This window comes from Halospina denitrificans, assembly GCF_004364635.1.
GTDB classification, from domain to species: Bacteria; Pseudomonadota; Gammaproteobacteria; order Pseudomonadales; family Oleiphilaceae; genus Halospina; species Halospina denitrificans.
Map to the genome: position 1 here is coordinate 390,925 of NZ_SOAX01000002.1, position 22,964 is coordinate 413,888.

Sequence of the window (22,964 nt, forward strand, 5' to 3'; positions counted from 1 at the left end):
TTAGTGCCGCCCCGAGCCTCTGACTACCGGACGGGTCCTCCCTTGATACCCTCAGCAGCGGCCGGCAGATCACTCTCCAATGTGGCCCCGGCCCTGATGATTTTCAAGGCCTTTCCCAGACACTCAGGATCGCCACCATCAAGCCAGTGGCAATCGGGCCAGCGTCTGAGCCAGGTAATCTGGCGCTTGGCCAGCTGACGGGTCGCTGCCAGCGCACGCTCAATCATCTCATTGTAACCGGTTTTACCGTCGATATGTTCCCATACCTGGCGATATCCGACTGCACGCATCGAGGGCAGATCCAGAGACAGGTCGCCGCGCTCGTAGAAGCCCCGCACTTCCTCGATCAACCCCTGCTCCAGCATGGCACGGAAACGCCGCTCAATCCGCTGGTGCAGATCGGCGCGTTGCGGGGGAGAAAGTGCAATGGGAATGGTCCGGTACGGCAGAGGGTTGCCGGCCCCCTCCGCTTTCTCCTCCGCCCAGAGTTCGGAAATTGGCTTTCCGGCCACCTGATAGACCTCCAGGGCCCTGAGCAGGCGCTGGCGATTGTTGGGGTGCATGCCGGCGGCGGCGACCGGGTCCACTCGGGTGAGTTCACCGTACAGGGCCTCGCCCCCCTCCTCGTCAAAACGCCGCGCCAGGGCCTCCCGGGTGTCCGGGGAAGCAGCCGGCATTGATGCCATGCCGAAGCACAGCGCCCGAAAGTACAGCATGGTACCGCCAACCAGGATCGGCGTCCGCCCCGCCGCAACGGCTTCATTCATCGCCTGAAGGGCATCCTCGCGGAAGTCGGCGGCGGAATAGGGATGCGCCGGGTCGCAGATGTCGATAAGACGATGCGGCGCCCTGGCCAGAGTCTCGCCATCCGGCTTGGCGGTACCGATGTCCATGCCCCGGTACACCAGGGCGGAGTCCACGCTGATCAGCTCGCCATTCAGGGCCTCCCGCAGCCGGATGGCCAGCTCCGTCTTGCCCGAGGCCGTGGGCCCCATCAGCAGGACGGCCAGCGGGGGCTCGACATCTGCCATCACTGCCCCCGCATGAAGAGCTTGTCCAGCTCCGCCATGGTCACCAAAGTCCAGGTGGGCCGGCCATGGTTGCACTGGCCGCTGCGCTCCGTGGCTTCCATGTCCCGCAGCAGTGAGTTCATCTCCGGGATGGTCAGCTGCCGGTTTGCCCGCACCGAGCCATAGCAGGCCATGGTCCCCAGCAGGTGTTCAATGCGCGCCTCCACCCGCTGGCTCTGACCTTCAGCCACCAGGTCCGCCAACACGTCCCGCACCAACTGCTCAATATCCGCCTCCCGCAACAGGGCGGGGATCTGGCGCACCACAATGGTCTCGGGCGCCAGGCGGTCCAGGTGCAGACCAAGCCGTGTCAGCTCCTCGGCATGCTGCTCCGCGTGATCCGCCTCGCGCTGGCTTACGTTGAGGCTCAACGGCACCAGCATGGGCTGGGTCTTGATGCCCTCGCCCGCCATACCCCGCTTCATCCGCTCGTAGACAATGCGTTCATGGGCTGCATGCATATCCACCACCACCAGCCCTTCTTCGCCCTGGGCCAGGATGTAGATGCCGTGAAGCTGGGCAATGGCATAGCCCAGTGGCGGCGTCACCTGTTCGCCCGTTTCCCGATCCGCGGATGCCGGGCTGCTCTGCAGGAAGGGATCAGCCTGCTGCTCGCCAATCCCCTCACCGGAGGCCATGCCGCCGCCCTCGTGAAGCCCGCCGTAGAACGCCATCTGGGCGTCCGTGGAGGCCGGGGAAGCCGTTGCCCCATAGCCCGCGGGTGCGCCCCCGGCACCACCCTGCCCACCAGCCGGTATAGCCGGGGATTCATCGGTTGCGGGGCCGGACCCGGCCTCCATGCCACGCTTGTGGTCATCAGGCCGCACATCGGCCAGGGCGCGGTGAAGGGTGCGGAAGATGAAGTCATGAACCAGACGACCGTCCCGGAAACGCACTTCGTGCTTGGTGGGATGGACGTTCACATCCACGCTCGCGGGGTCCACCTCCAGATAGAGCACAAAGGCCGGGTGACGCTGATTGAAGAGCACATCCCGGTAGGCCTGGCGCACGGCGTGGGCCACCAGCCGGTCGCGGATGGGTCGGCGATTGACGAAGAAATACTGCAGATCCGCCTGGCTGCGGGAGAATGTCGGCAGAGCCACCCAGCCCCAGAGCCTGAGCCCCGAGGCTTCCGCGTCAATGTGCACGGCGTTTTCCATGAAGCGGCTGCCGCAGAGCGAGGCGACCCGCCGCTCCCGGTCCGTCTCCGAAGTCGCGGGGCGCAGGGAGTGGACAGCCTTCTGGTTGTGCTGCAGGGAAAAGCCCACCTCGAACCGGCTCAGGGCCTGGCGGCGGATGTTTTCCTCAATGTGGTTGAACTCGGTTTTCTCGGTGCGCAGGAACTTGCGCCGGGCCGGCGTATTGAAGAAGAGGTCGCGCACTTCAACGGTGGTGCCCTCGGGGTGGGGCGCCGGGGAAAGGGCCGTCTGCATGTCCTGGCCTTCCGCCTCCGCGCACCAGCCCTCGCTCGCCCCCCGCGCCCGGGTAGTGAGGTTCAGCCGCGAGACGGAGCTGATGCTGGCAAGTGCCTCGCCGCGAAACCCGAGTGAGCTCACCGCCTCCAGATCATCCAGGTTATGGATCTTGCTGGTAGCGTGGCGGTTCAGGGCCAGCGTGAGGTCGTCCTTCGGAATACCGGTGCCATCATCGCGCACCCGGATCAGGCGCGCACCACCCTGCTCCACGTCCAGGTCGATGCGGCTTGCGTCTGCGTCCAGGGCATTCTCCACCAGCTCCTTGGCAACCGAGGCGGGTCGTTCAACGACCTCGCCGGCGGCGATCTGGTTGGCAAGGCGGGGTGATAGTATCTCGATCGGGGCCATGCGCTCATGCTACCAGATCAGGAGGATGGGATGCTGATCACCTGGCCGATTTTCAGTGATTCCGTATTGAGATCGTTGATTTCCTTGATCCGGGTCACCGAGGTCTGGGTGCGGCGCGCAATCGCGGACAGGGTATCCCCTCGCCGGATTTCATAGTGGCGCCCACCGTCGCCTCCACCGTTTCGCTGGCGGTGTGCAATCAGGGAACCGGGGGGCGGCGAGGACTGGAAATGGTCGCTGACGCCGTTCACGATCGCCCTCGCCAGTCGGTCCTGGTGATCCTCCCGGGTCAGCTTCATCTCATCCGTAGGATTGGAGATAAAGCCGGCCTCCACAAGAATGGAGGGAATATCCGGTGATTTCAGCACCGCAAAGCCAGCCTGTTCCACCGACGATTTATGCAACTCCCCGACCCGGTCCAGGGTATCCAGTATATTGCCGCCCACGCCGATACTGTGCTGGATGCTGGCCGTCATCGAGAGATCCAGCAGGACACCGGCCAGCATGTCATTCTTGTCGCTGAGTGACACGCCGCCAACGCCGCCGATCAGGTCCGAACGGTTCTCGCTCTTAGCGAGCCAGCGCGCGTTCTCACTGCTCGCGCCATCCGTGGACAGCGCGTAAACGGACGCTCCCCGGGGCTGCGGGGAATGGAAGGCATCCGCGTGCACCGAGATAAACAGGTCCGCGTTGTAGTCACGGGCGATCTCCACCCGCTTTCGCAGCCCCAGGAAATAATCATCCTTGCGCGTCAGGTAGGCCTGGTAGCCCTCTTTCGCGTTGATCCGATCCACCAGTTTCTTCGACAACGACAGCGTCACCTTCTTCTCGTGAACGCCGGACGCGCCGATGGCACCGGGGTCCTCACCCCCATGCCCCGGATCCACCACCACGATAACGTCCCGGCGCTTGCTCTCGCTCTGATCCTCGAGCACCGCCTGCTGCTCTTCCTTGCGTTCGCTGTCCTGGCTCATGAGGTCAACAACCAGGCGGTGGCCATACTTCTGGTTGGGCTTCAACAGGAAGCTGCGCGGTTCCACCTCCTTTTTCATGTCCAGCACAACGCGCAATTCACCACCCTGGCGGCGCCCGGTACGGATGCTCTTGATCGGGGTCTCCGAAAGGTCCAGGGCCGAGAGGTTGGTTTTCAGGTCGGCCTTCTCAATATCGATTACCAGCCGGTCCGGCGACTCCAGGGCAAACAGGGAATGCTCCACGGCATCGCCGGTTTCCAGCACCAGACGGGTGTGGTCCGTGGCCGGCCAGATGCGGGCGTTATCAACCGGGGTTTGGGCCAGCACCGGGGTCGATAGCCAGAGAAGGCAGACCACCAGTATTCCCGTTAAGCGTCCCATCATGATCCTACTCCCGACTCTCAAAGGCGTTCACCGCCCTGGCAACCCGTGTTTCTCCCTGCACCGAGGTCGCCGTCAGTCTTGCCCAGCGCCCCCTGCCGGCATGTTCCAGTACCAGATGGCAATCCGGCTCCGGCAGCAGGCCCTCGCCCCGCCGGGGCCACTCCACAATCACCAGTGCCTCTTTATCCATGTAGTCGCGAATGCCCATCATTTCCAGTTCTTCCGGTTCGCCCAGGCGGTACAGGTCAAAATGATAGACCGCCGGTTCCAGGCTTTCGTAGGGCTCCACCAGTGTGTAGGTGGGGCTCTTGACCGCGCCCTGGTGTCCCAGTGAACGCAGCAGCCCGCGTGTCAGTGTGGTCTTGCCCGTGCCCAGGTCGCCCTCGAGGAAGAGCAGGCCGCCGCTGGCGAACACCGAGGCCAGGCAGCCGCCCAGCGCCTCTGTTGCGGCCTCGTCGGCCAGCCAGAGGGACTCAGTCATCAGGCGTCTCCGCCGGATGATCGGCAACAGCCACGAACATGTAGTCGCACAGGTCACTGGCCAGCAGGCCGGTCATCCCCACATGGCGCGCCGCTTCATCCCCGGCCAGGGCATGCCAGCCCGCGCCGGCGGCAGCAGCGCTGAACCCGTCGAGCCCCTGACCCAAAAGGGCCCCAATCACGCCGCTGAGCACATCGCCCATGCCCGCCGTAGCCATGCCGGGGTTCCCGGCATCAATCAGCGCGGGGACTTGACCGGGCGCGCCCACCAGACTGCCGGCCCCTTTCAGGACGACAGCCGCGCCATGCTGATCCACCAGGTTCTTCAGAGCCTGATAGCGATCCGATTCAATCTCCGGCACCGTTGTTCCCAGAAGCCGGCCCGCTTCCCCGGGATGCGGTGTCAGCACCCAGTTCGGATGTTTCTTCTCCCCCGCCTCGGCCAACAGGTTCAGGGCATCCGCATCCACAACCACCGGCCCCTCAAAACTGCAGACCCGCTGGAACATCTGCTGCCCCCAGGCATCGCGCCCCAGACCAGGCCCAAGCACGACCACATCAACCTTCTCAAGCAGCGCATCCAGTTCATTGCCGTGCTCCACGGACCGTGCCTGAACTTCGGGACGGCGAGCCAGCGCCACCGGCACGTGTGCGTCCCGGGTTGCCAGGAACACCAGCCCGGCCCCGGCACGCAGCGCGGCTTCCGCCGCCATGATGCCCGCACCGCCCATACCCTGCTCGCCACCGACGACCAGGACCCGGCCACAGTCGCCCTTATGGGTTGTCGGCCGCCGTCCCGGCAACGCGGCCCGGATCACCTCCCGGCTCCACAGGCGGGCTGCGGGTTCGGGTTCCGCGTCATAAACGGCCGGATCAACAGCCAGGTCATCAAAAATAACCGGGCCCGTGTGATCCCTCGCCTTACCCGTATACAACCCGGCCTTTCGGCCGATAAAGGTAACCGTGGCATTGGCGATGATCGTGCTCCCGAGCGCCCGCCCCGTATTACTGCACAGCCCGGACGGAATATCCACTGCCAGCACCGGCACACCGGAATGATTCACCGATTCGATCACGGATGCGTAGGGTTCCCTGACTTCACCGGCCAGGCCCGTTCCCAGCAACGTATCAACAATCAGTTCAGTACCTGCCAGCGCCTCATTGAACGAATCGGGCGTCAGCGCGTCATAGCGCTCCACGTCAACACCCGCTTCACCCGCAAAATCCAATGCCTGCCGGGCCGTGCCCTTGAGCTTCTCCGGGTCCGACACGGCAATACAGCGAGAGTCCCACCCCTGCTGCTTCGCAAGGCCCGCAACCACATAGCCATCGCCCCCGTTGTTGCCGCCACCGCAAAGCACCACCATAGAGCGAGCATCGGGCCAATGACGGCGCGCCACTCGGAAGGCTGCCTTGCCCGCACGCTTCATCAGATCGAAGCCATCGATGCCGAATGACTCGATGGCCACCTGATCCAGGTGCCGAACCTGCTCGGCCGTGTACAATGGAGGTGCCTGCATTGCGCCAGAGCCCCTGTTGCGGCTTTTCGAGCGGTTTTCGCTCAAAAATGAACCAGTTATAAGAAGCCGGTTTAAAAAAAACGGCTAGAACCCTGTTAAGAATAGCAAATTCTCATTGAATCACCATAGCAGATTGATGACTGACTCCCTCCAAGCCACCGCCGACAAGATCCGTGACTGGGCCCATGAACTGGGGTTCCAGGCCGTGGGTATTACGGATACGCAACTGGAGGAAACCGGCCAGCGCCTGAACCAGTGGCTGGACAGGGAACTGAACGCCGATCTCGGCTACATGGCCCAGCACGGCGAGAAGCGCTACAGGCCGGCACAACTGGTGGAAGGTACCGAGCGGATCATCGCGGTGCGGCTCGATTACCGCCCGGACCCGGACGACCCGGACGCGGTCCTGGCCGACGACGAAAAGGCCTACATTACCCGCTACAGCCTGGGCCGGGATTACCATAAGCTCATGCGCAAGCGCCTGGCGAAACTGGCGAAATGGATCGACGAGGCGCTGCCCGGCTACTACCACCGCGCCTTCGTCGACAGCGCCCCGGTGATGGAAAAGCCCATCGCCGTGAAGGCGGGCCTGGGCTGGCAGGGCAAGCACACCCTGCTGCTCCACCCGAAAGCCGGCTCCTGGTTCTTCCTGGGCGAGATCTACACCAGCGCCCCGCTGCCTATGGACGCCCCCTACCCTACCGACCACTGCGGCAGCTGCACCGCCTGCCTGGATGTGTGCCCCACCAACGCCTTCCCGGAACCTTATGTGCTGGACGCGGCCCGCTGCATCTCTTACCTCACCATCGAGAACAACGGCCCCATCCCGGAAGAACTGCGACCGCTGATGGGCAACCGCGTCTTTGGCTGCGACGACTGCCAGCTGGTCTGCCCCTTCAACAAGTTCAGCGAATCCACCGAAGAACCCGACTTCCAGCCCCGCCACGGACTGGATAACAGCACCTTGGCCGAGCTGTTCCTGTGGGATGAGGAGACTTTCCTGAAACGCACCGAAGGCTCCGCCATTCGGCGAGCCGGCTACGAGGGGTGGTTACGGAACCTGGCGGTGGGGCTGGGCAACGCCCCGAGCACCATTCCGGTGATTGAGGCGTTGAGGGCGCGGAAGGAATATCCTTCTGAGATGGTGCGGGAGCATGTTGAATGGGCTTTGCGGAGGCATGAAGTCGCCTAAACCTGAATGTGTGGTGTGTGGTGTGTGGTGTGTGGTGTGTGGTGATAGCATTCAAAATTCAGATTTCGACCCGCTCCAACCTACAAGAAGATCGCCGCTAATAGTAAAGTGACAGGTAGTGGGATGGCGGGAACTGAAACCATCATTGCGATCGCTCCGAAAGTCCATATCTTACGCCAATAACGTACTCTCTCTACGTTTTCCTTAAGCTCCTCGTCTAACGATGAAGTGATATCTTCAAAATTATCAACTATATATCGAATCTCTTTTTGATCCCTTAATGTCACATGACCTCTTTTTAGAAAAGTTTGCCCTCTGTTGTCGAGAAGCCTCTTATACAGATTCTCATCAGTTTGCCTGAGCCTTTCAACAAATAGCTTCACCGAGACATGCAATTTGCGCCCCACTAGAAACCCAGAAACCACGCAGAAAACAAGCCAAAGCAAGCCTACAATTTTTAAAATATTATCTGGATCCATATCTCACTTTCAAAGTCTTTAGGAGCCCCCTAAAAGGCTGGGCTCATCGCCGATTTTTTGTGGGCCATGGACTCAAATAAGCACTCAAGCTAGTGCATCCAGATAATTGTATCAGCCAAACTTCCCCCCTAAGATCAAATCGTTGACGCCGCCATTTTTTGTACATACATTAACTAAGTGGACATCGACTTCGACCCCGCCAAGGATGCGGCGAATATCAGTAAGCATGGGGTGTCGCTGGCTGAAGCAGAAAGTCTTGAATGGGACGAACTGCTGGCAATACCTGATGATCCGCATCACTACGGTGAGGCTCGATACATCGGCTTCGCCCCGATTGAGAGACGCGTTTTCTGTGTCGTCTTTACAGACCGTGAACAGACCAGGCGCATCATCAGCCTGCGAAAGGCCAATGCACGAGAGGTAAACCGATATGCCCGCCAAAAAGACTAGAAACCATAACTTTGAGGTTCCCGATGAGGACGAGGATGCCCGGATCAACGCGGGAATTGATGCCGATCCTGACACCTACGAGCTTTCGGAGGATGAGTTTCGCCAGCTAAAGCCCGTTGGGCGACCGAAAGCGGAGGTGACCAAGGAGCGGGTAACGATCCGCCTTTCCCCGGAAGTTGTAGCGTACTTCCGCAGCCAGGGGAAAGGGTGGCAAACCAGGATTGATGAGGCCCTGAAGGCAATGATTCGCGAGGATGCCAATCATTAGGTTCAAGCCCGATTGGCGATTTCTGGCGAGGGTGATCAACACTCCATTTTTTCGTAAGCTACGCCCCGCCCATACTTGATCACCCAACAGAGGACACACCCAATCATGAGCTGGGAAGGACAACAGGCGCCGGATTTCAGGCTTCAGGATCAGGACGGAAACGAACATTCTCTGGCGGATTACCGGGGGCAGACCGTCCTGCTCTATTTTTACCCTAGGGACAATACGCCGGGCTGCACCGTGGAGGCGCAGCAGTTCCGTGACCGGCTCGATGAGCTGAAAGCGTATGGCGTACAGGTACTCGGCGTCAGTCGGGATACCGTTAAATCCCACCGCAAATTCGCGGACAAGGAATCACTGAATTTCCCGATTCTTGCCGATCCGGAACATGACGTTCTGAAAGCCTACAACCTGCTCAAGGAAAAGAAGATGTTCGGCAAGCCGGCGCTGGGCGTGAACAGGGAATCCTTCCTGATCGACGAGCAGGGCGTGATCCGCAAGCACTACGCCAAGGTGAAGCCGGAGGAACACGTCGACGAGATCCTTCAGGATCTGGTGGAAACCACCGAATCCTGATTAATCGCGATAAGTCAGCATTCCAGGGGGAACGGGGCGGGCTCAAAGCCCGAACAGCATCTTCCTGTAATGCTGCAGCTCCGCGATGGATTCGCGGATATCATCCAGCGCCTGGTGAGTCCCCTTCTTGGTGAAGCCCTCCAGCGCTTCCGGCTTCCAGCGCTTGGCCAGTTCCTTGAGGGTACTCACGTCCAGGTTGCGGTAGTGAAAGTATTCCTCCAGCTCTGGCATGTAACGGGCCAGGAAGCGGCGGTCCTGGCAGATGCTGTTGCCGCAGATGGGGGACTGGCGGGCGTCCACGTATTCTTTCAGGAAGGCCAGTGTTTCCAGTTCGGCGTCACGCTCGGTGAGTTTGCTGTCGTGCACCCGCTGGGTGAGGCCGGAGTTGCCGTGGGTGGTGGTGTTCCATTCGTCCATCTGCTCCATGACGGCGTCCGGCTGGTGAACGGCCAGCACCGGGCCCTCGGCGATGGTGTTCAGGTCCGCGTCCGTGATGATGGTGGCCACTTCGATGATGCGGTCCCGTTCCGGCTCCAGTCCGGTCATTTCCAGGTCGATCCAGATCAGGCGCTGGGCCCGTTCGTTCGTTTCCGCCATGGCTGAGCGTCTCCCATTTCGCTATTCTGTGCGTTCGCCTCAAAGTATCCGCATCTTCTCACAGCTAACAGACAAGACACAGTGCCGAGTAAACGCAAGCTCAGTCAGCAGCAACAGAAGCGCATCCAATCCCGCCAGGAGCAGTGGCAGTCCGAGGACGTTGCCGAGGGCCAGGCCGGAACCGTCATTGCCCATTTCGGGGGCGAGCTCCTGATGGACGCCGAGGAGGATGGCGAGTTCCGGCAGCGGCGTGTGCATGCCCGGACCAACCTGGGCGGCCTGGTTGCCGGAGACCGGGTGGTCTGGCAGGAAGACGACGCGGGTGACGGCGTGATCGTGTCCCGCCATGAGCGCCACGGCGAACTCCAGCGCCCGGATCGCTTCGGGCGGCTGAAGACCATTGCCGCCAACGTGGACCAACTGGTTCTGGTGATCGCCCCGCAGCCAGCCCCGCAGCCGGAACTCATGGACCGCTACCTGGCGGCGGCGGAAATCCACGACCTGGATGTGGTGATCCTGCTGAACAAATCGGACCTGCTGGACGCCGAGTCCGAGCCCGCCATCGAGTCACTGCTGGAGCGTTACCGGAATCTGGGTTACCGGGTTGAGCGGACCTCGGCCCAGGATGACCCTTCCGGCCAGGATGAGCCGGCTTTCCTGGAAGGGCGCATCAGCGTGATTGCGGGCCAGTCGGGGGTCGGCAAGTCCAGCCTGATCCAGCACTGGCTGCCGGAGACCAGCCTCCGGACCGGCGGCCTGTCGCGCCACGGGGAAGGCACCCACACGACCACCACCGCCTATCTCTACCGCCTTGAAAGCGGCGGCGCCATCACTGATTCACCGGGGATCCGGGAGTTCGGGCTCTGGCACATGACGCCGGACGACATTACGGAAGGCTTCGTGGATATACGGCGCTGGATCGGCCACTGCCGGTTCCGGGACTGCAACCACCGGAATGAGCCCGGCTGCGCCCTTAAGGAAGCCGTGGAAAACGGCGAACTGCACCGGGAACGGTTCGAGCATTACCTGAGAATCCGTGACGAGGCCGAACGGCAACGCCCTACCAGTTGAACCCGGACTAAAGTATGCCCCCCTACCGGCCCGCTAGTGAACCCCGGGGGCCTCTGGTATCCTTCGCTCAGCATAATGATCCCGAGGAGCCCATGAGCGAACTGCCACTGATCCTGGAGCCGGAAACGCTGGCCCAATCCCTGGACCAATACGACAATCTCCTGATCGTCGACCTGTCCGGGCCGGAACACTACGCCCAGGGTCACATTCCGGGCGCGATCCATGTTCATCCCCGCGAAACCCGTGGTGCTTCATCGCCGGTTCCCGGGCTGCTCCCGGAGCGTGCCGAACTGGAGGCACTGCTGGGCCGGATCGGCCTGACCCCAGAGCACCACGTGGTGGCCTACGACGATGAAGGCGGCGGCTGGGCGGGGCGCTTCCTCTGGTTGCTCGACTGTGCCGGCCACAGCCGCTACAGCCTGCTCAACGGCGGGCGTATCGCCTGGGTCGAGGAGGGCTACCCGGTCAACACAGAAATGCCGCGCCCCCAGCCCACGCAACCCAACATTGAAATCCAGACCGGCCCGACTGCGGACATGCAGGAGGTGCTTTCGGCCATTGAAGCGGATGACATCACCATCTGGGATGCCCGCTCCCCCGAAGAGTACCGGGGCGAACGCCAGTCCGCGGCACGCAACGGCCATATACCCGGCGCCGTCAACCTGGAGTGGACGGAACTCATGGACCCGGCCCGCCATTACCGGCTGCTTCCCGAAGACCAGCTGCGCGCGAAGCTGAGCGAGCATGGCATTACGCCGGAGTCCGGGGTCATCACCCACTGCCAGAGCCATCACCGCTCCGGGCTGACCTACGTGGTTGCCAGAGCGCTGGGTTTCCCGGAAGTCAGGGCCTACGCCGGCTCCTGGGCGGAATGGGGTAACCGTTCGGAGACCCCCGTCGAATGAGTAAAGACCTGACCGACAGCGCCTTCGTGGCCGCACAGCACCTGGCGCCCCAGCACCTTATCTCGCGGGCGGCGGGCACGCTGGCCAACACCACCAACCCCGCGATCAGGCGCCGGTTCATCAACTGGTTCATCGCGCGCTACGGCGTGGACATGAACGAGGCGCTGGAGCCGGACCCCGAGGCTTACCCGAACTTCAACGCGTTTTTCACCCGCGCCCTGAAGGCCGATGCCCGCCCCCTGAGCGGCGATGAGGGGACCGTGATCTCGCCGGCGGACGGCACCCTGAGCCAGTGCGAAGAGATCCGTCGCGGCCGCCTTTTCCAGGCCAAGGGACAGACGTTTTCCGCGGCGGAACTGACCGGCGAGGCGGAACCCACCCTGGAGCCGTTTGAACAGGGCCTGTTTGCGACCATCTACCTCTCTCCCCGTGATTACCACCGGGTGCACATGCCGCTGACCGGCACGCTCGAGAAAATGACCTATATCCCCGGGCGCCTGTTTTCCGTCAATCCGGTTACCACGCAAAAGGTGCCACGCCTTTTTGCGCGCAATGAACGGGTGGTTGCCTGGTTCCGCACCGAACGGGGCCCCATGGTGGTGGTTCTGGTGGGCGCCATGATCGTGGCTGGCATCGAGACCGTCTGGGCCGGGTCCGTCGCTCCGGCCGGACGCCGGATGTGGAGCCAGAGCTACCCGGTAACCGGTTCGAAGGCCCTGACGCTCGAACGGGGACAGGAAATGGGGCGCTTCCACCTTGGGAGCACCGCTATCGTCATGCTCCCCCGGGGTCAATTTGCCCCTGAAGCCGACCTGAGCTCGGGAGATAGCCTGCGGATGGGCAACGCCCTGGCAAGAGCGTTATAGACGGTCGACGGAGAACGGCAGCACCTCATCCAGGCTGGCTGCCCCCGTCTGCAGCATGAGCAACCGATCCAGCCCCAGTGCGACACCGCTGCATGGCGGTAACCCCGCTTCCAGCGCCGCCAGCAACCCCGGATCCGGCGCCATTTCGGGTTTCCCCTGGCGCCGGCGAATCTGGTTGTCCCGCTCGAACCTCGCCCGCTGCTCTCCGGCATCGGTCAGTTCCCGATACCCGTTGCACAGCTCCACGCCCCTTACATAGAGCTCAAAGCGCTGTGCGACCTCGATATCCCCTTCCCGCACGACCTGAGCCAGGGCTGCCTGATCGGGCGGGTAGCCGCGCACGAAGACCGCCTCTTCTCCGGCAAGGATTGGCTCTACCTGATGGCTCAGGAGCAGATCCAGCGCCTCGCCGCGATCCAGAGCGTCCGCTGGAATACCGCTGACCTCGGACGCCCGGCTCCGGAGGATCGCATCATCATCCATCCAGGGATCCACACCCGCATGGCTGCGCAGCAGGTCCCGGTAATCGTGAATAACCGGTGAGCCGATTTCGAGCACCACCCGCACAAGCGCCGCCACTTCCTCCATCAGCGCCTCGATGCTGAACCCGGGCCGGTACCATTCGAGCATGGTGAATTCGGGATTATGGCGATGCCCGGACTCGCCCGCACGGAACACCGACCCCATCTGGTAGATGGAGCCGCTTCCGGCGGCAAGCAGGCGTTTCATGAAGTATTCGGGGGAGGTCTGCAGGACACCGTCCAGCCCGGGCGCCGAAGCGGCTATGCTGTCAATGGCGGGCTCCGAGACGCCGTAGCGACCCAGTACCGGCGTATCCACCTCGAGAACACCGCGCTCAGCAAAGAAGTCACGCACCTGCTGCCGAAGCCGGGCGCGAGCCCGGAGCATGGAAAGCGATGCGCCAGGCTGCCAGCTCATCAGCTCTTGGCGCGTGCCACGTATTCATTCTTGCGGGTATCGACGCGGATGACCTCACCGATTTCAATGAACAAGGGTACCTGGACCACGGCCCCTGTGGAGAGGGTTGCAGGCTTGGACCCACCCTGGGCGGTATCACCCTTGAGGCCGGGATCGGTATCCACAACCTCAAGCTCCACGAAAGCCGGCGGCGTGACGTTCAGGGGAGAGCCGTTGTAGAGTGTCACGTTGTAGACATCCTGCTCCTTGAGCCACTTGACCGCATCGCCTACGGCGCGCTCGTCGGCCGCGAACTGCTCGTAGGAGCCATCCGTCTTCATGAAGTGCCAGAATTCGCCGTCGCTGTAGACATACTCCATGTCCAGCTCCATCACGTCTGCAGCCTCCAGGGAGTCCCCGGACTTGAAAGTGCGTTCCCAGACCCGGTTGGTCATCAGGTTACGCAGCTTCACCCGGCTGAAGGCCTGGCCCTTGCCGGGCTTCACGAATTCGTTTTCCAGAATCACGCAGGGGTCGCCATCAAGCATGACCTTAAGCCCGCCACGAAATTCGTTGGTAGAATAGGTCGCCATCGATTCCTCGCTCGGATTACCAATTAAAGTAGGTGGCCAATGATACAACCCGCCCAGGCCCCTGTCGAAACCAGGGCACACAATGAAGAGCCCCGTTGGCAGAAAATCCTGGCCCGGGCCGTCACCACGCCCCGGGAACTCTGTCAGCGGCTGGCGCTTCCGGAGTCCCTGATCGAGGGCATGGAGCCCGGCCATCAATACTTCCCGATCCGGGTCCCAGAGCCCTACCTGAGTCGCATTGAGCCGGGCAACCCACGGGACCCGCTATTGCGCCAGGTCATGCCCGAGCCCGCGGAATCCGAGCCGGCACCGGGTTATGTGGCGGATCCGCTGGCAGAATTCGCGGATGCGTCCGCCAGCGCCAACGGGGGCCTGATCCACAAATACCAGTCCCGGGCACTGCTGGTGGTGACCGGAGCCTGTGCCATCAACTGCCGGTACTGCTTCCGGCGCCATTTTCCCTATGGCGATCACCAGCTCGGCGGCTCCGGCTGGGAGCAACCCCTGGCGCAACTGGCGGCGGACGAACGCATCAACGAGGTCATCTTCAGCGGGGGCGATCCCCTGGCGACCAGCGACAGGGTCCTGGGGCGGCTGGCCGGCGAGATAGAACAGATTCCACACATCAAGCGGCTCCGGCTGCACACCCGCCTGCCGGTGGTGATTCCGCAGCGCGTGGATTCGACGCTTCTGGCATGGCTGGGCAACACCCGGCTGCAGACCATCCTGGTGGTGCATGTGAATCATCCGGCGGAAATCGATGGTGACGTGAAAGACGCTATGGAACGCCTGAAGAAAGCCGGTGTCCTGCTCCTGAACCAGGCCGTCCTTCTCCGCGGTATCAACGACGATGCGCACACCCTCGAGCAGTTGAGCGAGACTCTTTTCGATGCGGGCGTGCTGCCCTACTACCTGCACGCTTTCGACCCGGTGGCCGGAGCGGCCCACTACGATCCGGGGGATGCGCGGGCCCGGGAGCTGGCTCGGGAGTTAATGACGCGCCTTCCGGGCTTTCTGGTGCCACGCCTGGTACGCGAAATCCCGGGCGAAGGCTCGAAACGACCACTAAACCTCTGACGTCACAAAAAACCAACCCAATCCCCGGTTTGCTTGCTTTTATGCCAACCATGGGCTTGTATTGTACCCGGGATGCTGAAAATGAACTCTATGGCTTATACAAGGCAGCGGTAACGACCCATGGCAGGCAACCGAGGACAGCCCGACCTGACACTTCCGGAACAGAAACTCACGAGCCTGTCTTTCTGTGAGGCGAATCCGCGCGCCTTCAAGGCATGGGTGGAAGGGCTGCCGATCGCCAATGTGGGTGAATCCGCGCGGCAGCTGTACCATGCCATCATTGAACTCAACCAGCTTGAAGCCTCTCCGCAGCTGCGCATGAAGCTGCTCGGCAGCCTCCGCCCCCAGGTCCGGTTCGTGTGCGACCAGCTGGCCCAGCACTTTCTTGGGCGGTCCATAGCGCTGACGGAAAAACAGCGAAAAGTCGCCAACCTGGCACAGGCACTTCAGCTGCACCTGGCCAATGGCTATAAGCTGGCACTGAGCCAGATTGCGTCACAGGCCCAGGAAAGCAAGCATCGGGAACTGGTAACCAAGGCCTGCCACAGGGCCCTGTCCGGACTCAGTAACACCGTCGTGCGTGCCAGTCAGCTCTATTGCCCGAGTCCCGCGCGAAGCTGGTACGAAATCCACCAGATCTTCCGCTATGCACTGGAGCATGAACTGACCGACTACCTGGTCCCGGATACAACCAACCAGTTCCGCCAGGAAACCTCCATTGCCGATGCGTACAAGCGGCTGCTTTTACTCGGCTGCTGTCGTCCCAACCAGTTGCGCCAGAAAGAGCTGGCGGACGCCTACCAGTTGTTTGAATGCTGGACAGACCACACGGAGCTCGTGCAGGTGGGGATGGACAAGGCGCTGTTCATCATTTCGCTGGATCAGGACGGGCCGCCGGTTTATCGCAACCTGATGAAAACACCGCTGAGCAGCGATCACCTTGGCTTTGACAGCACCCGCCTCGCGGAAGCCCTTGCGCGCTACCCGGAGGCCCGGGACAGCAGGAAACAGGATGACGATCTCCCCGAGATCCCGATCAAGATCAATGACGCGCTTATCATGCACCTGAGCCAGGCCCTGGGCATACTCACCAAGCGGTCCTTCCGTCGGATGCCCAGCTCCGGAAAGCTGCAGATCGCCCTGGGCATGAGCGCCCTGCACTACTTCTGCGCCGGCGAAATCCCCTTCAACCGATTCGTCAACAGCCTCGATGGCGGCAGCGACGAGAACATCTTCCTGAGCACTGCCCAGCGCAGGAACGATGCCTGGGCCGGCGCCTTTGACGCGGAAAAATCGGAAAGCATGGTCTCCCCGGATACGCCCATCAACTTCCGGGGCGCCGGCGGTGACATTGCGGGTAACGAGGAGCATAAGCGCGCCTATCCCTGGTACGAGGTCAACCTTGAAAATACCAGTCCGGGCGGCTACTGCATCAACTGGAATACAGACATGCCTGCGTCCCTGCAGACGGGCGAGATACTGGGTGTGCGAGAGCATGAAGACCATCCCTGGAGCATCGCCCTGATCCGCTGGATACGCCAGGTGGGCAAGCAGGGAACCCAGCTCGGGGTGGAGTTACTCGCGCCCGGTGCTACTGCCTGTGCACTTCGTCTCGACCAGAAGGTTGGTAACAGCAGTGAGTTCCTGCGCGGGCTTCTGCTCCCCGAGCTCAACAGCATCGGCCAGCCTGCAACCATGCTCACGCCCCGCATGCCCTTCCAGGCGGGCAACCGGGTTACCCTGCTGCGTGAAGGCCAACAGCAACAGGCCCAACTCAGCAGGCGGGTTTCAACCACCAGCAGCATTAGCCAGTTCGAGCTGAAGTTCCGTCAGCCCACCCCCGAACCCGCAGCAGGACGCGGCCCCATGGGATCGGGAGAAGAAGACGACTTTGATTCCCTGTGGCATTCCCTGTAAAACTATGGCCACCATTACTATGACGTTGGAGAGTTTCCGGCTTTATGCCCAGAAACACTGAAACCATTCATCTGCTGCTTCTCGATCCATCCCAGAACGACGCGGAACAGGTTGTGAGCCTGTTGCGCAACGCCGGCCGGGCGACCCGCGCGCACCGCGTCACCTCTGAGGAAGACCTGCTTGAAACCCTGAACTCGGGCACCTGGGACCTGATGCTGATACGCGACGCCGAGCAGGAACCAGACCCCGATTCAGCCGTTGCCCACATCAAACGGCTGGACAAGGATATCCCCACCATCCTTATGATGGAGAGTGAGGATTCCGAGCGACGCCAGGCGATTATGGGCAAAGGGGCCCAGGATGCCGTTCCCTTCGAACAGACCGTTCTGCTGTCCAGGGTCATCGAACGCGAGCTGACCAACCTCTTCGAGCGCCGTAACCGCCGATCCCTGGCCGGTTACCTGCGGGATGCGGAACAGCGCTGCCACCTGCTTCTTGAAAGCTCCAAGGATGCCATCGCCTACATCAACGATGGCATGCACGTCTATGCCAACCAGTCCTACATGGAGTTGCTGGGGTACGAGGATCCGGACGATCTTCTGGCGGTGCCCATACTGGACACGCTCACCGGCGAGAGCCAGGGCGAATTCAAGAAGTTCATGAAAGCCCAGCGAGAGGGCAAGGAAACGGCGGACTCGCTGGCGGCAACCATCGAGCGTGCCGACTCGGAAACCGTGGATGTGTCCATTGAGATTTCCTCCGCCACCTATGACGGCGAACCCTGTATCCAGATTGTTGCGCGTCCACAGCAGGACAGTGCGGAGCTCGAGGAACGACTCAAGGAAATCAGCAGCAAGGACGTGCTGACGGGCCTCTACAACCGACAGTACCTGATGGACGCCCTGAATCAGACCATTACCCGCGTCCAGAAGGAGAACACGGACGCGGCGCTGGCCTACATCAACCTGGATGACTTCGTACAGAAGAAAACCCAGATCGGCATATCCGGCGCCGACCTGGTGATTGGCGACATGGCCACCATCCTTTCAGAAACCGTCGAAGACCACCAGCTACTGGCACGGCTGAGCGACGACGCCTTCTGTATCCTGGCGACCCAGGGCAATGCGGACACGCTTGCCAGCACGGCGGAAGCGATCAGAAAGAAGGTGGAGGACCACCTCTTCGATGTCTCCGGGCGCACCATCCAATTGACGGTCAGTATTGGTATCGCGGCAATTACCGAAAATGCCCCACGGGCCGAGGACCTGATCGGGCGCGCGCACACGGCTTCCGACGACGTACGCAACCAGGAAGGCCATGAGCAGGGCAACGGCGTCCACATCTACGCGCCCAAGGTTGATGGGGATGAGAATACGGACGAAACCGTGGATGCCATCCAGCACGCGCTGGACAACGACCAGTTCCGCCTGCTCTTCCAGCCCATCATCAACCTCAGGGGTGAAGGCGAAGAGCACTACGAAGCCTTTGTGCGGATGCTGGACAATAACGGCAAGGAAGTCTCCCCCTATGACTTCCTGCCCCCTGGCGGCCCGATCGAAATGGCCGCAAAAATCGACCGCTGGGTGGCACTCCAGGCCATCAAGCAGCTCGCTTCCCATCGTTCCAAGGGGCACGAGACCCGGCTTTTCCTGAACCTGGCCGGAGAAACCATACAGGACCAGACATTTCCATCCTGGCTTGGCAAGGTCCTCAAGGCGGCGCGGCTCCCCGGCGACTCCCTGATCTTCCAGATTGCCGAAAAGGACGCCACCACCTATCTGAAGCAGGTCAAGGAATTCTCCAAGGCCCTCTCGGAACTACACTGCAGCCTCTCGCTCACCCACTTCGGCGGTGCCCTGAATCCGTTCAACACCCTGAAGCACCTGGATGTGAGCTACGTGAAACTGGACGGCTCCTATACCGAAGAGATCCAGAAGAATGACGAAGCCAAGGAAACGATCAAGGATATGATCCAGAGCCTGCAGCAGCAGGGCAAGTTGGCGATCGTGCCACTCGTGGAGAATGCCACGGTCCTGGCAACCCTGTGGCAGTCCGGTGTGAACTACATCCAGGGCTACTACCTGCAGGAGCCCACACCGGAAATGAATTACGACTTTGGTGAGGGGGAATAAGCCCTCACTGGCTGTTATTCACAGCTACCAGATCCGGCGCCCTGTCGGATTCGCGGTACCCCAACAGATACAGGATCGCATCCAGCCCCAGTGTTGAGATGGAGTGGCGCGCCGATTCCTTCACCAGCGGCTTGGCCCGGAAGGCAACACCAAGACCCGCCCGGCTGAGCATGGGCAGGTCGTTGGCGCCATCACCCACGGCAATCACCTGCTGCAGGCTGATGCGCTCCTGCTGGGCGATCTGTTCCAGCAGCTCCGCCTTGCGCTTGCCATCAACAATGGGACCCTGAACCTCGCCGGTTACCTGGCCGTCCTTGATCTCGAGATCGTTGGCATAGACATAGTCGATATTCAGCCTCTGCTGAAGATCGCGCGCGAAATAGGTAAAGCCACCGGAAAGTATGGCGGTACGATAACCCAGGTTACGCAGAGTCGTGATCAGGCGCTCGGCCCCTTCGGTGAGCTTGAGCCGGCTGGCCACGTTCTGGAGCACAGACTCCTCCATACCCTCAAGCAGCGCCACACGCTCGCGGAAGCTCTGACTGAAGTCCAACTCACCGCGCATCGCCCTTTCCGTGATCTCGGCAACCTGGTCACCCACCCCGGCCTCATGGGCCAGTTCATCGATAACTTCCGCCTCGATGAGGGTGGAGTCCATGTCGAAAACCACCAGGCGCCGGTTGCGCCGGTAGATGGAATCCTCCTGGAAAGCGATGTCCACGTTCAGGTCGGTGGCGATCTTGAGGAAGTCCGCTCGCAGCGTTTCCAGATCCGATGGCGTGCCGCGCACCGAGAACTCCACACAGGCGATCCGGTCACTGCGCTCCAGGCTCGTGCGGCCGGACAGGCGGGCAATATTGTCGATGTTGAGGCCGTGCTGGGCGGTGATGCTGGAAACCCGTGCAATCTGGTCGGCTGTAATATCCCGGGCCATCAGCGTCACCACATAGCGGCCACGCCCCTTGCCTTCCACCCAGTGCCCGTAGGCCTCCGGCGTGATGGGCTCGAAGCGCACCTGCAGATCCAGCTCGTGGATGCGGAACAGCAACTCCTTGAAGACCTGGGGCGCATTATTCTCCTCGGGAATTTCCGCGAGGATGCCCCAGGTCAGGTGGTCGTGGATCACCGCCTGGCCGATATCCAGGATGCGCACGTCGAAGTTCGCCATGATGCCCGTGATCTCGGACGTCAGTCCGGGCTTGTCTCGCCCGGACACATTGATCAGTACCAGTTCACTCATCCGTTGAAGGAGCCTCCTCGCCGGGTTCGTTATGTTCAGTTACTTCCAGCCGGTCCACCCGCTGCAGGCCACGGGGCAGCTTGTGGCCCCGGCGTCCGCGCTCACCCAGGTAGTGCTCAAGGTCGGAAAAGCGCAGCTTGAGATGGCGCTTGCCCGCGTAGAGGACCAGCGAATCCTTTTCGGTGAAGGTTGCCACCGCCACCATGGACTCTTCGCCATTGCGAAGCCGGTCCGGTGGAATGCCCATGATCTTGTTGCCCTTACCCTTGCCGAGTTCCGGCAGTTCCTCCAGCGGGAAAACCAGCATCCGACCGTCGCTGGAAATGGCCGCCAGCCAGACCTTCTCTCCCTCGCGGACGACTTTGGGGGGAAGCACCTGCGCCCCGTTCGGCACCGTGAGCAGTGCCTTGCCGTTACGGTTGCGGCTGAGCAGTGAGTCACACTGGGTCACAAACCCATAGCCGGCGGTGGTGGTCAGCAATACCCGGCCTTTTTCCTCCGCCATCAGGAGCCCGGCAAAGCCCGCTCCCGATGGCGGATTGATCCGGGTGGTCAGGGGTTCGCCCTGCCCCCGCGCCGATGGCAGTGAGTGGGTGGCAATGGCATAGCTTCGGCCGGTGGTGTCCAGCACCAGGGTCTGCTGGTTATTGCGCCCCCGCACCGACAGGAAATAGCGGTCGCCGGCCTTGTAGTTGAACCCGGTGGGATCAATATCGTGCCCCTTGGCCGAGCGTATCCAGCCCTTTTCCGAGAGCACCACCGTGACCGGCTCGCCGGAGATCAGGTCGGTTTCGTTGAAAGCCCTGGCTTCGCTCCGGGCCTGGATGGGGCTTCGCCGGTCATCGCCGTATTTTTCCGCGTCCGCTTCCAGCTCGGACTTGATCAGGTCGGTCAGTCGCTTCTCAGAGCCCAATATCCTGTTGAGACTGTCCCGCTCCTGGGCCAGTTCATCCTGCTCGCCCCGGATCTTCATTTCCTCGAGCTTGGCGAGGTTGCGCAGCTTGAGTTCCAGTATGGCTTCCGCCTGGTCTGAGGAGAGCTCGAAGCGCTCCATCAGCACCGGCTTGGGCTTGTCCTCGGTCCGGATGATCTCGATGACCTCATCAATGTTGAGGTAGGCCACCAGCAGGCCTTCCAGGATGTGCAGCCGCGCCTCCACCTTGCCCAGGCGGTGTTCGAGGCGGCGCCGGACCGTCTCCCGGCGGTAGGTCAGCCATTCCTGCAGCATTTCCCGCAGGTCCCGAACCGCGGGGCGACCGTCCATACCGATGACGTTGAGGTTCATGCGGTAGTTCTTTTCCAGGTCCGTGCTGGCGAAGAGGTGGGTCATGAGCGCGTCCGTATCCACCCGGTTCGAACGCGGGGAGATCACCATCCGCACGGGGTTCTCGTGGTCGGACTCATCGCGCAGGTCGCCCACCATGGGCAGCTTCTTGGCATGCATCTGCTGGGCAATCTGCTCCATGATGCGGTTGCCGGACACCTGGTGCGGCATGGCCGTAATCACGATATCGCCACTCTCCACCTGCCAGCGGGCGCGCATGCGCAGTGTGCCGCGGCCGCTCTTATAGAGCTGGCGCAGGTCCTCCGGGGCGGAAACAATTTCGGCACCGGCCGGGAAATCCGGCCCCTGGATGTGTTCACAGAGCCCATCCACGTCCGTGTCCGGATCATCGAGCAGGCGCAGGCAGGCCGCCGCCACCTCCCTCAGGTTGTGGGGCGGAATATCCGTGGCCATGCCCACGGCAATGCCGGTGGTGCCGTTGAGCAGCACATGGGGCACCCGGGCGGGCAGGGTCGCCGGCTCGTTCATGGTGCCGTCAAAGTTCGGGACCCAGTCCACGGTACCCTGCCCGAGCTCGCTCAGAAGCAGCTCGGAGAAGGGCGCCAGACGCGATTCCGTGTAGCGCATGGCGGCAAAGGACTTGGGGTCATCCTGGCTGCCCCAGTTCCCCTGCCCGTCCACCAGCGGGTAGCGATAGGAAAACGGCTGCGCCATCAGCACCATGGCTTCGTAGCAGGCGGCATCACCATGGGGATGGAACTTGCCCAGGACGTCGCCCACGGTTCTGGCGGATTTCTTGTACTTGGCCGTCGCGGCCAGGCCAAGCTCCGACATGGCATAGATGATCCGCCGCTGGACCGGTTTCAGCCCATCCCCGATATGGGGCAGCGCGCGGTCAAGAATGACGTACATGGAATACTCCAGGTACGCCTTCTCGGTGTAATCACGCAGCGCTACGCGTTCGAACCCGTCGTCCGTTGTCTCAAATTCCGGCATAAGCCCTCTACCAGGTGAAGGATTCGGTGCCCGGTCCCGGTCCGGGCAAAGCGCCATTATAGGGAGGCTGGGGCCGGACTCCAAACCGGCGATAGTGGATTTCCCGAATAGCTTGCCTCGGGCGACTGCCGCTAGGCTCTTCTCACCGGCT

21 protein-coding genes are annotated in these 22,964 nt (G+C 61.9%); 10 read left to right on the forward strand and 11 right to left on the reverse strand.

The window, feature by feature from the left end:
* Window positions 1-23 precede the first annotated feature (23 nt).
* Genes miaA through DES49_RS05490 form a run of 5 tightly spaced genes read right to left on the reverse strand, consistent with a single transcriptional unit; the run spans window position 24 to window position 6,251 of the window.
* Window positions 24-1,031: a tRNA (adenosine(37)-N6)-dimethylallyltransferase MiaA gene (gene miaA / locus DES49_RS05470; protein WP_133735373.1), complete on the reverse strand. Its 1,008-nt coding sequence runs from the start codon at window positions 1,029-1,031 to the stop codon at window positions 24-26.
* The gene (mutL, locus tag DES49_RS05475) at window positions 1,031-2,893 is read right to left on the reverse strand and encodes a DNA mismatch repair endonuclease MutL (protein ID WP_133735374.1); all 1,863 of its coding nucleotides are present in this window, start codon (window positions 2,891-2,893) and stop codon (window positions 1,031-1,033) included. Before mutL ends, miaA begins: the two co-directional genes overlap by 1 nt.
* Before the next feature lie 17 nt (window positions 2,894-2,910).
* Window positions 2,911-4,251, reverse strand: coding sequence for an N-acetylmuramoyl-L-alanine amidase (locus DES49_RS05480; protein WP_208297019.1), 1,341 nt, complete (start codon window positions 4,249-4,251; stop codon window positions 2,911-2,913).
* Between the two features lie 4 nt (window positions 4,252-4,255).
* Window positions 4,256-4,732 carry a tRNA (adenosine(37)-N6)-threonylcarbamoyltransferase complex ATPase subunit type 1 TsaE gene (tsaE, locus tag DES49_RS05485; RefSeq protein WP_133735375.1) on the reverse strand — a complete coding sequence of 159 codons (477 nt, stop codon included), beginning with the start codon at window positions 4,730-4,732 and terminating at the stop codon, window positions 4,256-4,258.
* Complete coding sequence (locus DES49_RS05490) at window positions 4,725-6,251, reverse strand: NAD(P)H-hydrate dehydratase (protein ID WP_133735376.1); 1,527 nt, start codon at window positions 6,249-6,251, stop codon at window positions 4,725-4,727. Before DES49_RS05490 ends, tsaE begins: the two co-directional genes overlap by 8 nt.
* A gap of 136 nt (window positions 6,252-6,387) precedes the next feature.
* Between DES49_RS05490 and queG the strand changes: the two genes are divergently transcribed.
* Complete coding sequence (gene queG / locus DES49_RS05495; protein ID WP_133735377.1) at window positions 6,388-7,443, forward strand: tRNA epoxyqueuosine(34) reductase QueG; 1,056 nt, start codon at window positions 6,388-6,390, stop codon at window positions 7,441-7,443.
* 80 nt (window positions 7,444-7,523) lie between these two features.
* Here the strand turns inward: queG and DES49_RS05500 are convergent, their stop codons facing one another.
* Complete coding sequence (locus DES49_RS05500) at window positions 7,524-7,922, reverse strand: hypothetical protein (RefSeq protein WP_133735378.1); 399 nt, start codon at window positions 7,920-7,922, stop codon at window positions 7,524-7,526.
* A gap of 177 nt (window positions 7,923-8,099) precedes the next feature.
* Between DES49_RS05500 and DES49_RS05505 the strand changes: the two genes are divergently transcribed.
* The 3 genes from DES49_RS05505 to bcp all read left to right on the forward strand — a co-directional run bounded on the left by DES49_RS05505 (window position 8,100) and on the right by bcp (window position 9,216).
* Window positions 8,100-8,372 (forward strand): BrnT family toxin, encoded by a 273-nt coding sequence (locus DES49_RS05505; RefSeq protein ID WP_133735379.1) that lies wholly within the window; start codon window positions 8,100-8,102, stop codon window positions 8,370-8,372.
* Complete coding sequence (locus tag DES49_RS05510; RefSeq protein WP_133735380.1) at window positions 8,353-8,640, forward strand: BrnA antitoxin family protein; 288 nt, start codon at window positions 8,353-8,355, stop codon at window positions 8,638-8,640. Before DES49_RS05505 ends, DES49_RS05510 begins: the two co-directional genes overlap by 20 nt.
* Before the next feature lie 105 nt (window positions 8,641-8,745).
* Window positions 8,746-9,216: a thioredoxin-dependent thiol peroxidase gene (gene bcp / locus DES49_RS05515; RefSeq protein WP_133735381.1), complete on the forward strand. Its 471-nt coding sequence runs from the start codon at window positions 8,746-8,748 to the stop codon at window positions 9,214-9,216.
* Between the two features lie 42 nt (window positions 9,217-9,258).
* Here the strand turns inward: bcp and orn are convergent, their stop codons facing one another.
* Window positions 9,259-9,813, reverse strand: coding sequence for an oligoribonuclease (orn, locus tag DES49_RS05520; protein ID WP_133735382.1), 555 nt, complete (start codon window positions 9,811-9,813; stop codon window positions 9,259-9,261).
* A gap of 81 nt (window positions 9,814-9,894) precedes the next feature.
* On the opposite strand from orn, the gene rsgA reads away from it, so the two are divergent.
* From rsgA to asd, 3 genes are all read left to right on the forward strand, one after another.
* Complete coding sequence (gene rsgA / locus DES49_RS05525; protein WP_133735383.1) at window positions 9,895-10,884, forward strand: small ribosomal subunit biogenesis GTPase RsgA; 990 nt, start codon at window positions 9,895-9,897, stop codon at window positions 10,882-10,884.
* Window positions 10,885-10,976: 92 nt separating this feature from the next.
* Complete coding sequence (locus DES49_RS05530; RefSeq protein ID WP_133735384.1) at window positions 10,977-11,789, forward strand: sulfurtransferase; 813 nt, start codon at window positions 10,977-10,979, stop codon at window positions 11,787-11,789.
* Window positions 11,786-12,655, forward strand: coding sequence for an archaetidylserine decarboxylase (gene asd, locus DES49_RS05535; protein ID WP_243864903.1), 870 nt, complete (start codon window positions 11,786-11,788; stop codon window positions 12,653-12,655). The genes DES49_RS05530 and asd overlap by 4 nt, the downstream gene beginning before the upstream one ends.
* Here asd and epmA read toward each other — a convergent pair.
* Together epmA and efp are read right to left on the reverse strand one after the other, a co-directional pair.
* Window positions 12,650-13,594, reverse strand: coding sequence for an EF-P lysine aminoacylase EpmA (gene epmA, locus DES49_RS05540; protein WP_133735385.1), 945 nt, complete (start codon window positions 13,592-13,594; stop codon window positions 12,650-12,652). The two genes, asd and epmA, sit on opposite strands and share 6 nt — an antisense overlap.
* Window positions 13,594-14,166 carry an elongation factor P gene (efp, locus tag DES49_RS05545; RefSeq protein ID WP_133735386.1) on the reverse strand — a complete coding sequence of 191 codons (573 nt, stop codon included), beginning with the start codon at window positions 14,164-14,166 and terminating at the stop codon, window positions 13,594-13,596. The genes epmA and efp overlap by 1 nt, the downstream gene beginning before the upstream one ends.
* A gap of 39 nt (window positions 14,167-14,205) precedes the next feature.
* On the opposite strand from efp, the gene epmB reads away from it, so the two are divergent.
* The 3 genes from epmB to DES49_RS05560 all read left to right on the forward strand — a co-directional run bounded on the left by epmB (window position 14,206) and on the right by DES49_RS05560 (window position 19,292).
* The gene (gene epmB / locus DES49_RS05550) at window positions 14,206-15,243 is read left to right on the forward strand and encodes an EF-P beta-lysylation protein EpmB (RefSeq protein ID WP_133735387.1); all 1,038 of its coding nucleotides are present in this window, start codon (window positions 14,206-14,208) and stop codon (window positions 15,241-15,243) included.
* A gap of 120 nt (window positions 15,244-15,363) precedes the next feature.
* A complete protein-coding gene (locus DES49_RS05555) occupies window positions 15,364-17,160 on the forward strand; it encodes a GTPase (protein WP_133735388.1) in 1,797 nt (598 codons plus the stop codon).
* A gap of 44 nt (window positions 17,161-17,204) precedes the next feature.
* Window positions 17,205-19,292, forward strand: coding sequence for an EAL domain-containing protein (locus DES49_RS05560; RefSeq protein WP_133735389.1), 2,088 nt, complete (start codon window positions 17,205-17,207; stop codon window positions 19,290-19,292).
* Window positions 19,293-19,296: 4 nt separating this feature from the next.
* Here the strand turns inward: DES49_RS05560 and serB are convergent, their stop codons facing one another.
* Window positions 19,297-20,532 (reverse strand): phosphoserine phosphatase SerB, encoded by a 1,236-nt coding sequence (gene serB / locus DES49_RS05565; protein WP_133735390.1) that lies wholly within the window; start codon window positions 20,530-20,532, stop codon window positions 19,297-19,299.
* Window positions 20,525-22,813, reverse strand: a complete 2,289-nt coding sequence (gene parC / locus DES49_RS05570; protein ID WP_133735391.1) for a DNA topoisomerase IV subunit A — start codon at window positions 22,811-22,813, stop codon at window positions 20,525-20,527. Before parC ends, serB begins: the two co-directional genes overlap by 8 nt.
* Window positions 22,814-22,964: the final 151 nt, after the last annotated feature.

Bases quoted from the DNA above. Each gene is read 5' to 3' on its own strand.
- DES49_RS05480 (WP_208297019.1), bottom strand. From the start codon at position 4,251: ATGATGGGACGCTTAACGGGAATACTGGTGGTCTGCCTTCTCTGGCTA.
- DES49_RS05490 (WP_133735376.1), bottom strand. From the start codon at position 6,251: ATGCAGGCACCTCCATTGTACACGGCCGAGCAGGTTCGGCACCTGGAT.
- DES49_RS05500 (WP_133735378.1), bottom strand. From the start codon at position 7,922: ATGGATCCAGATAATATTTTAAAAATTGTAGGCTTGCTTTGGCTTGTT.
- miaA (WP_133735373.1), bottom strand. From the start codon at position 1,031: ATGGCAGATGTCGAGCCCCCGCTGGCCGTCCTGCTGATGGGGCCCACG.
- tsaE (WP_133735375.1), bottom strand. From the start codon at position 4,732: ATGACTGAGTCCCTCTGGCTGGCCGACGAGGCCGCAACAGAGGCGCTG.
- orn (WP_133735382.1), bottom strand. From the start codon at position 9,813: ATGGCGGAAACGAACGAACGGGCCCAGCGCCTGATCTGGATCGACCTG.
- serB (WP_133735390.1), bottom strand. From the start codon at position 20,532: ATGAGTGAACTGGTACTGATCAATGTGTCCGGGCGAGACAAGCCCGGA.
- efp (WP_133735386.1), bottom strand. From the start codon at position 14,166: ATGGCGACCTATTCTACCAACGAATTTCGTGGCGGGCTTAAGGTCATG.
- asd (WP_243864903.1), top strand. From the start codon at position 11,786: ATGAGTAAAGACCTGACCGACAGCGCCTTCGTGGCCGCACAGCACCTG.
- DES49_RS05560 (WP_133735389.1), top strand. From the start codon at position 17,205: ATGCCCAGAAACACTGAAACCATTCATCTGCTGCTTCTCGATCCATCC.
- DES49_RS05530 (WP_133735384.1), top strand. From the start codon at position 10,977: ATGAGCGAACTGCCACTGATCCTGGAGCCGGAAACGCTGGCCCAATCC.
- epmB (WP_133735387.1), top strand. From the start codon at position 14,206: ATGATACAACCCGCCCAGGCCCCTGTCGAAACCAGGGCACACAATGAA.
- queG (WP_133735377.1), top strand. From the start codon at position 6,388: ATGACTGACTCCCTCCAAGCCACCGCCGACAAGATCCGTGACTGGGCC.
- parC (WP_133735391.1), bottom strand. From the start codon at position 22,813: ATGCCGGAATTTGAGACAACGGACGACGGGTTCGAACGCGTAGCGCTG.
- epmA (WP_133735385.1), bottom strand. From the start codon at position 13,594: ATGAGCTGGCAGCCTGGCGCATCGCTTTCCATGCTCCGGGCTCGCGCC.
- DES49_RS05510 (WP_133735380.1), top strand. From the start codon at position 8,353: ATGCCCGCCAAAAAGACTAGAAACCATAACTTTGAGGTTCCCGATGAG.
- mutL (WP_133735374.1), bottom strand. From the start codon at position 2,893: ATGGCCCCGATCGAGATACTATCACCCCGCCTTGCCAACCAGATCGCC.
- DES49_RS05555 (WP_133735388.1), top strand. From the start codon at position 15,364: ATGGCAGGCAACCGAGGACAGCCCGACCTGACACTTCCGGAACAGAAA.
- bcp (WP_133735381.1), top strand. From the start codon at position 8,746: ATGAGCTGGGAAGGACAACAGGCGCCGGATTTCAGGCTTCAGGATCAG.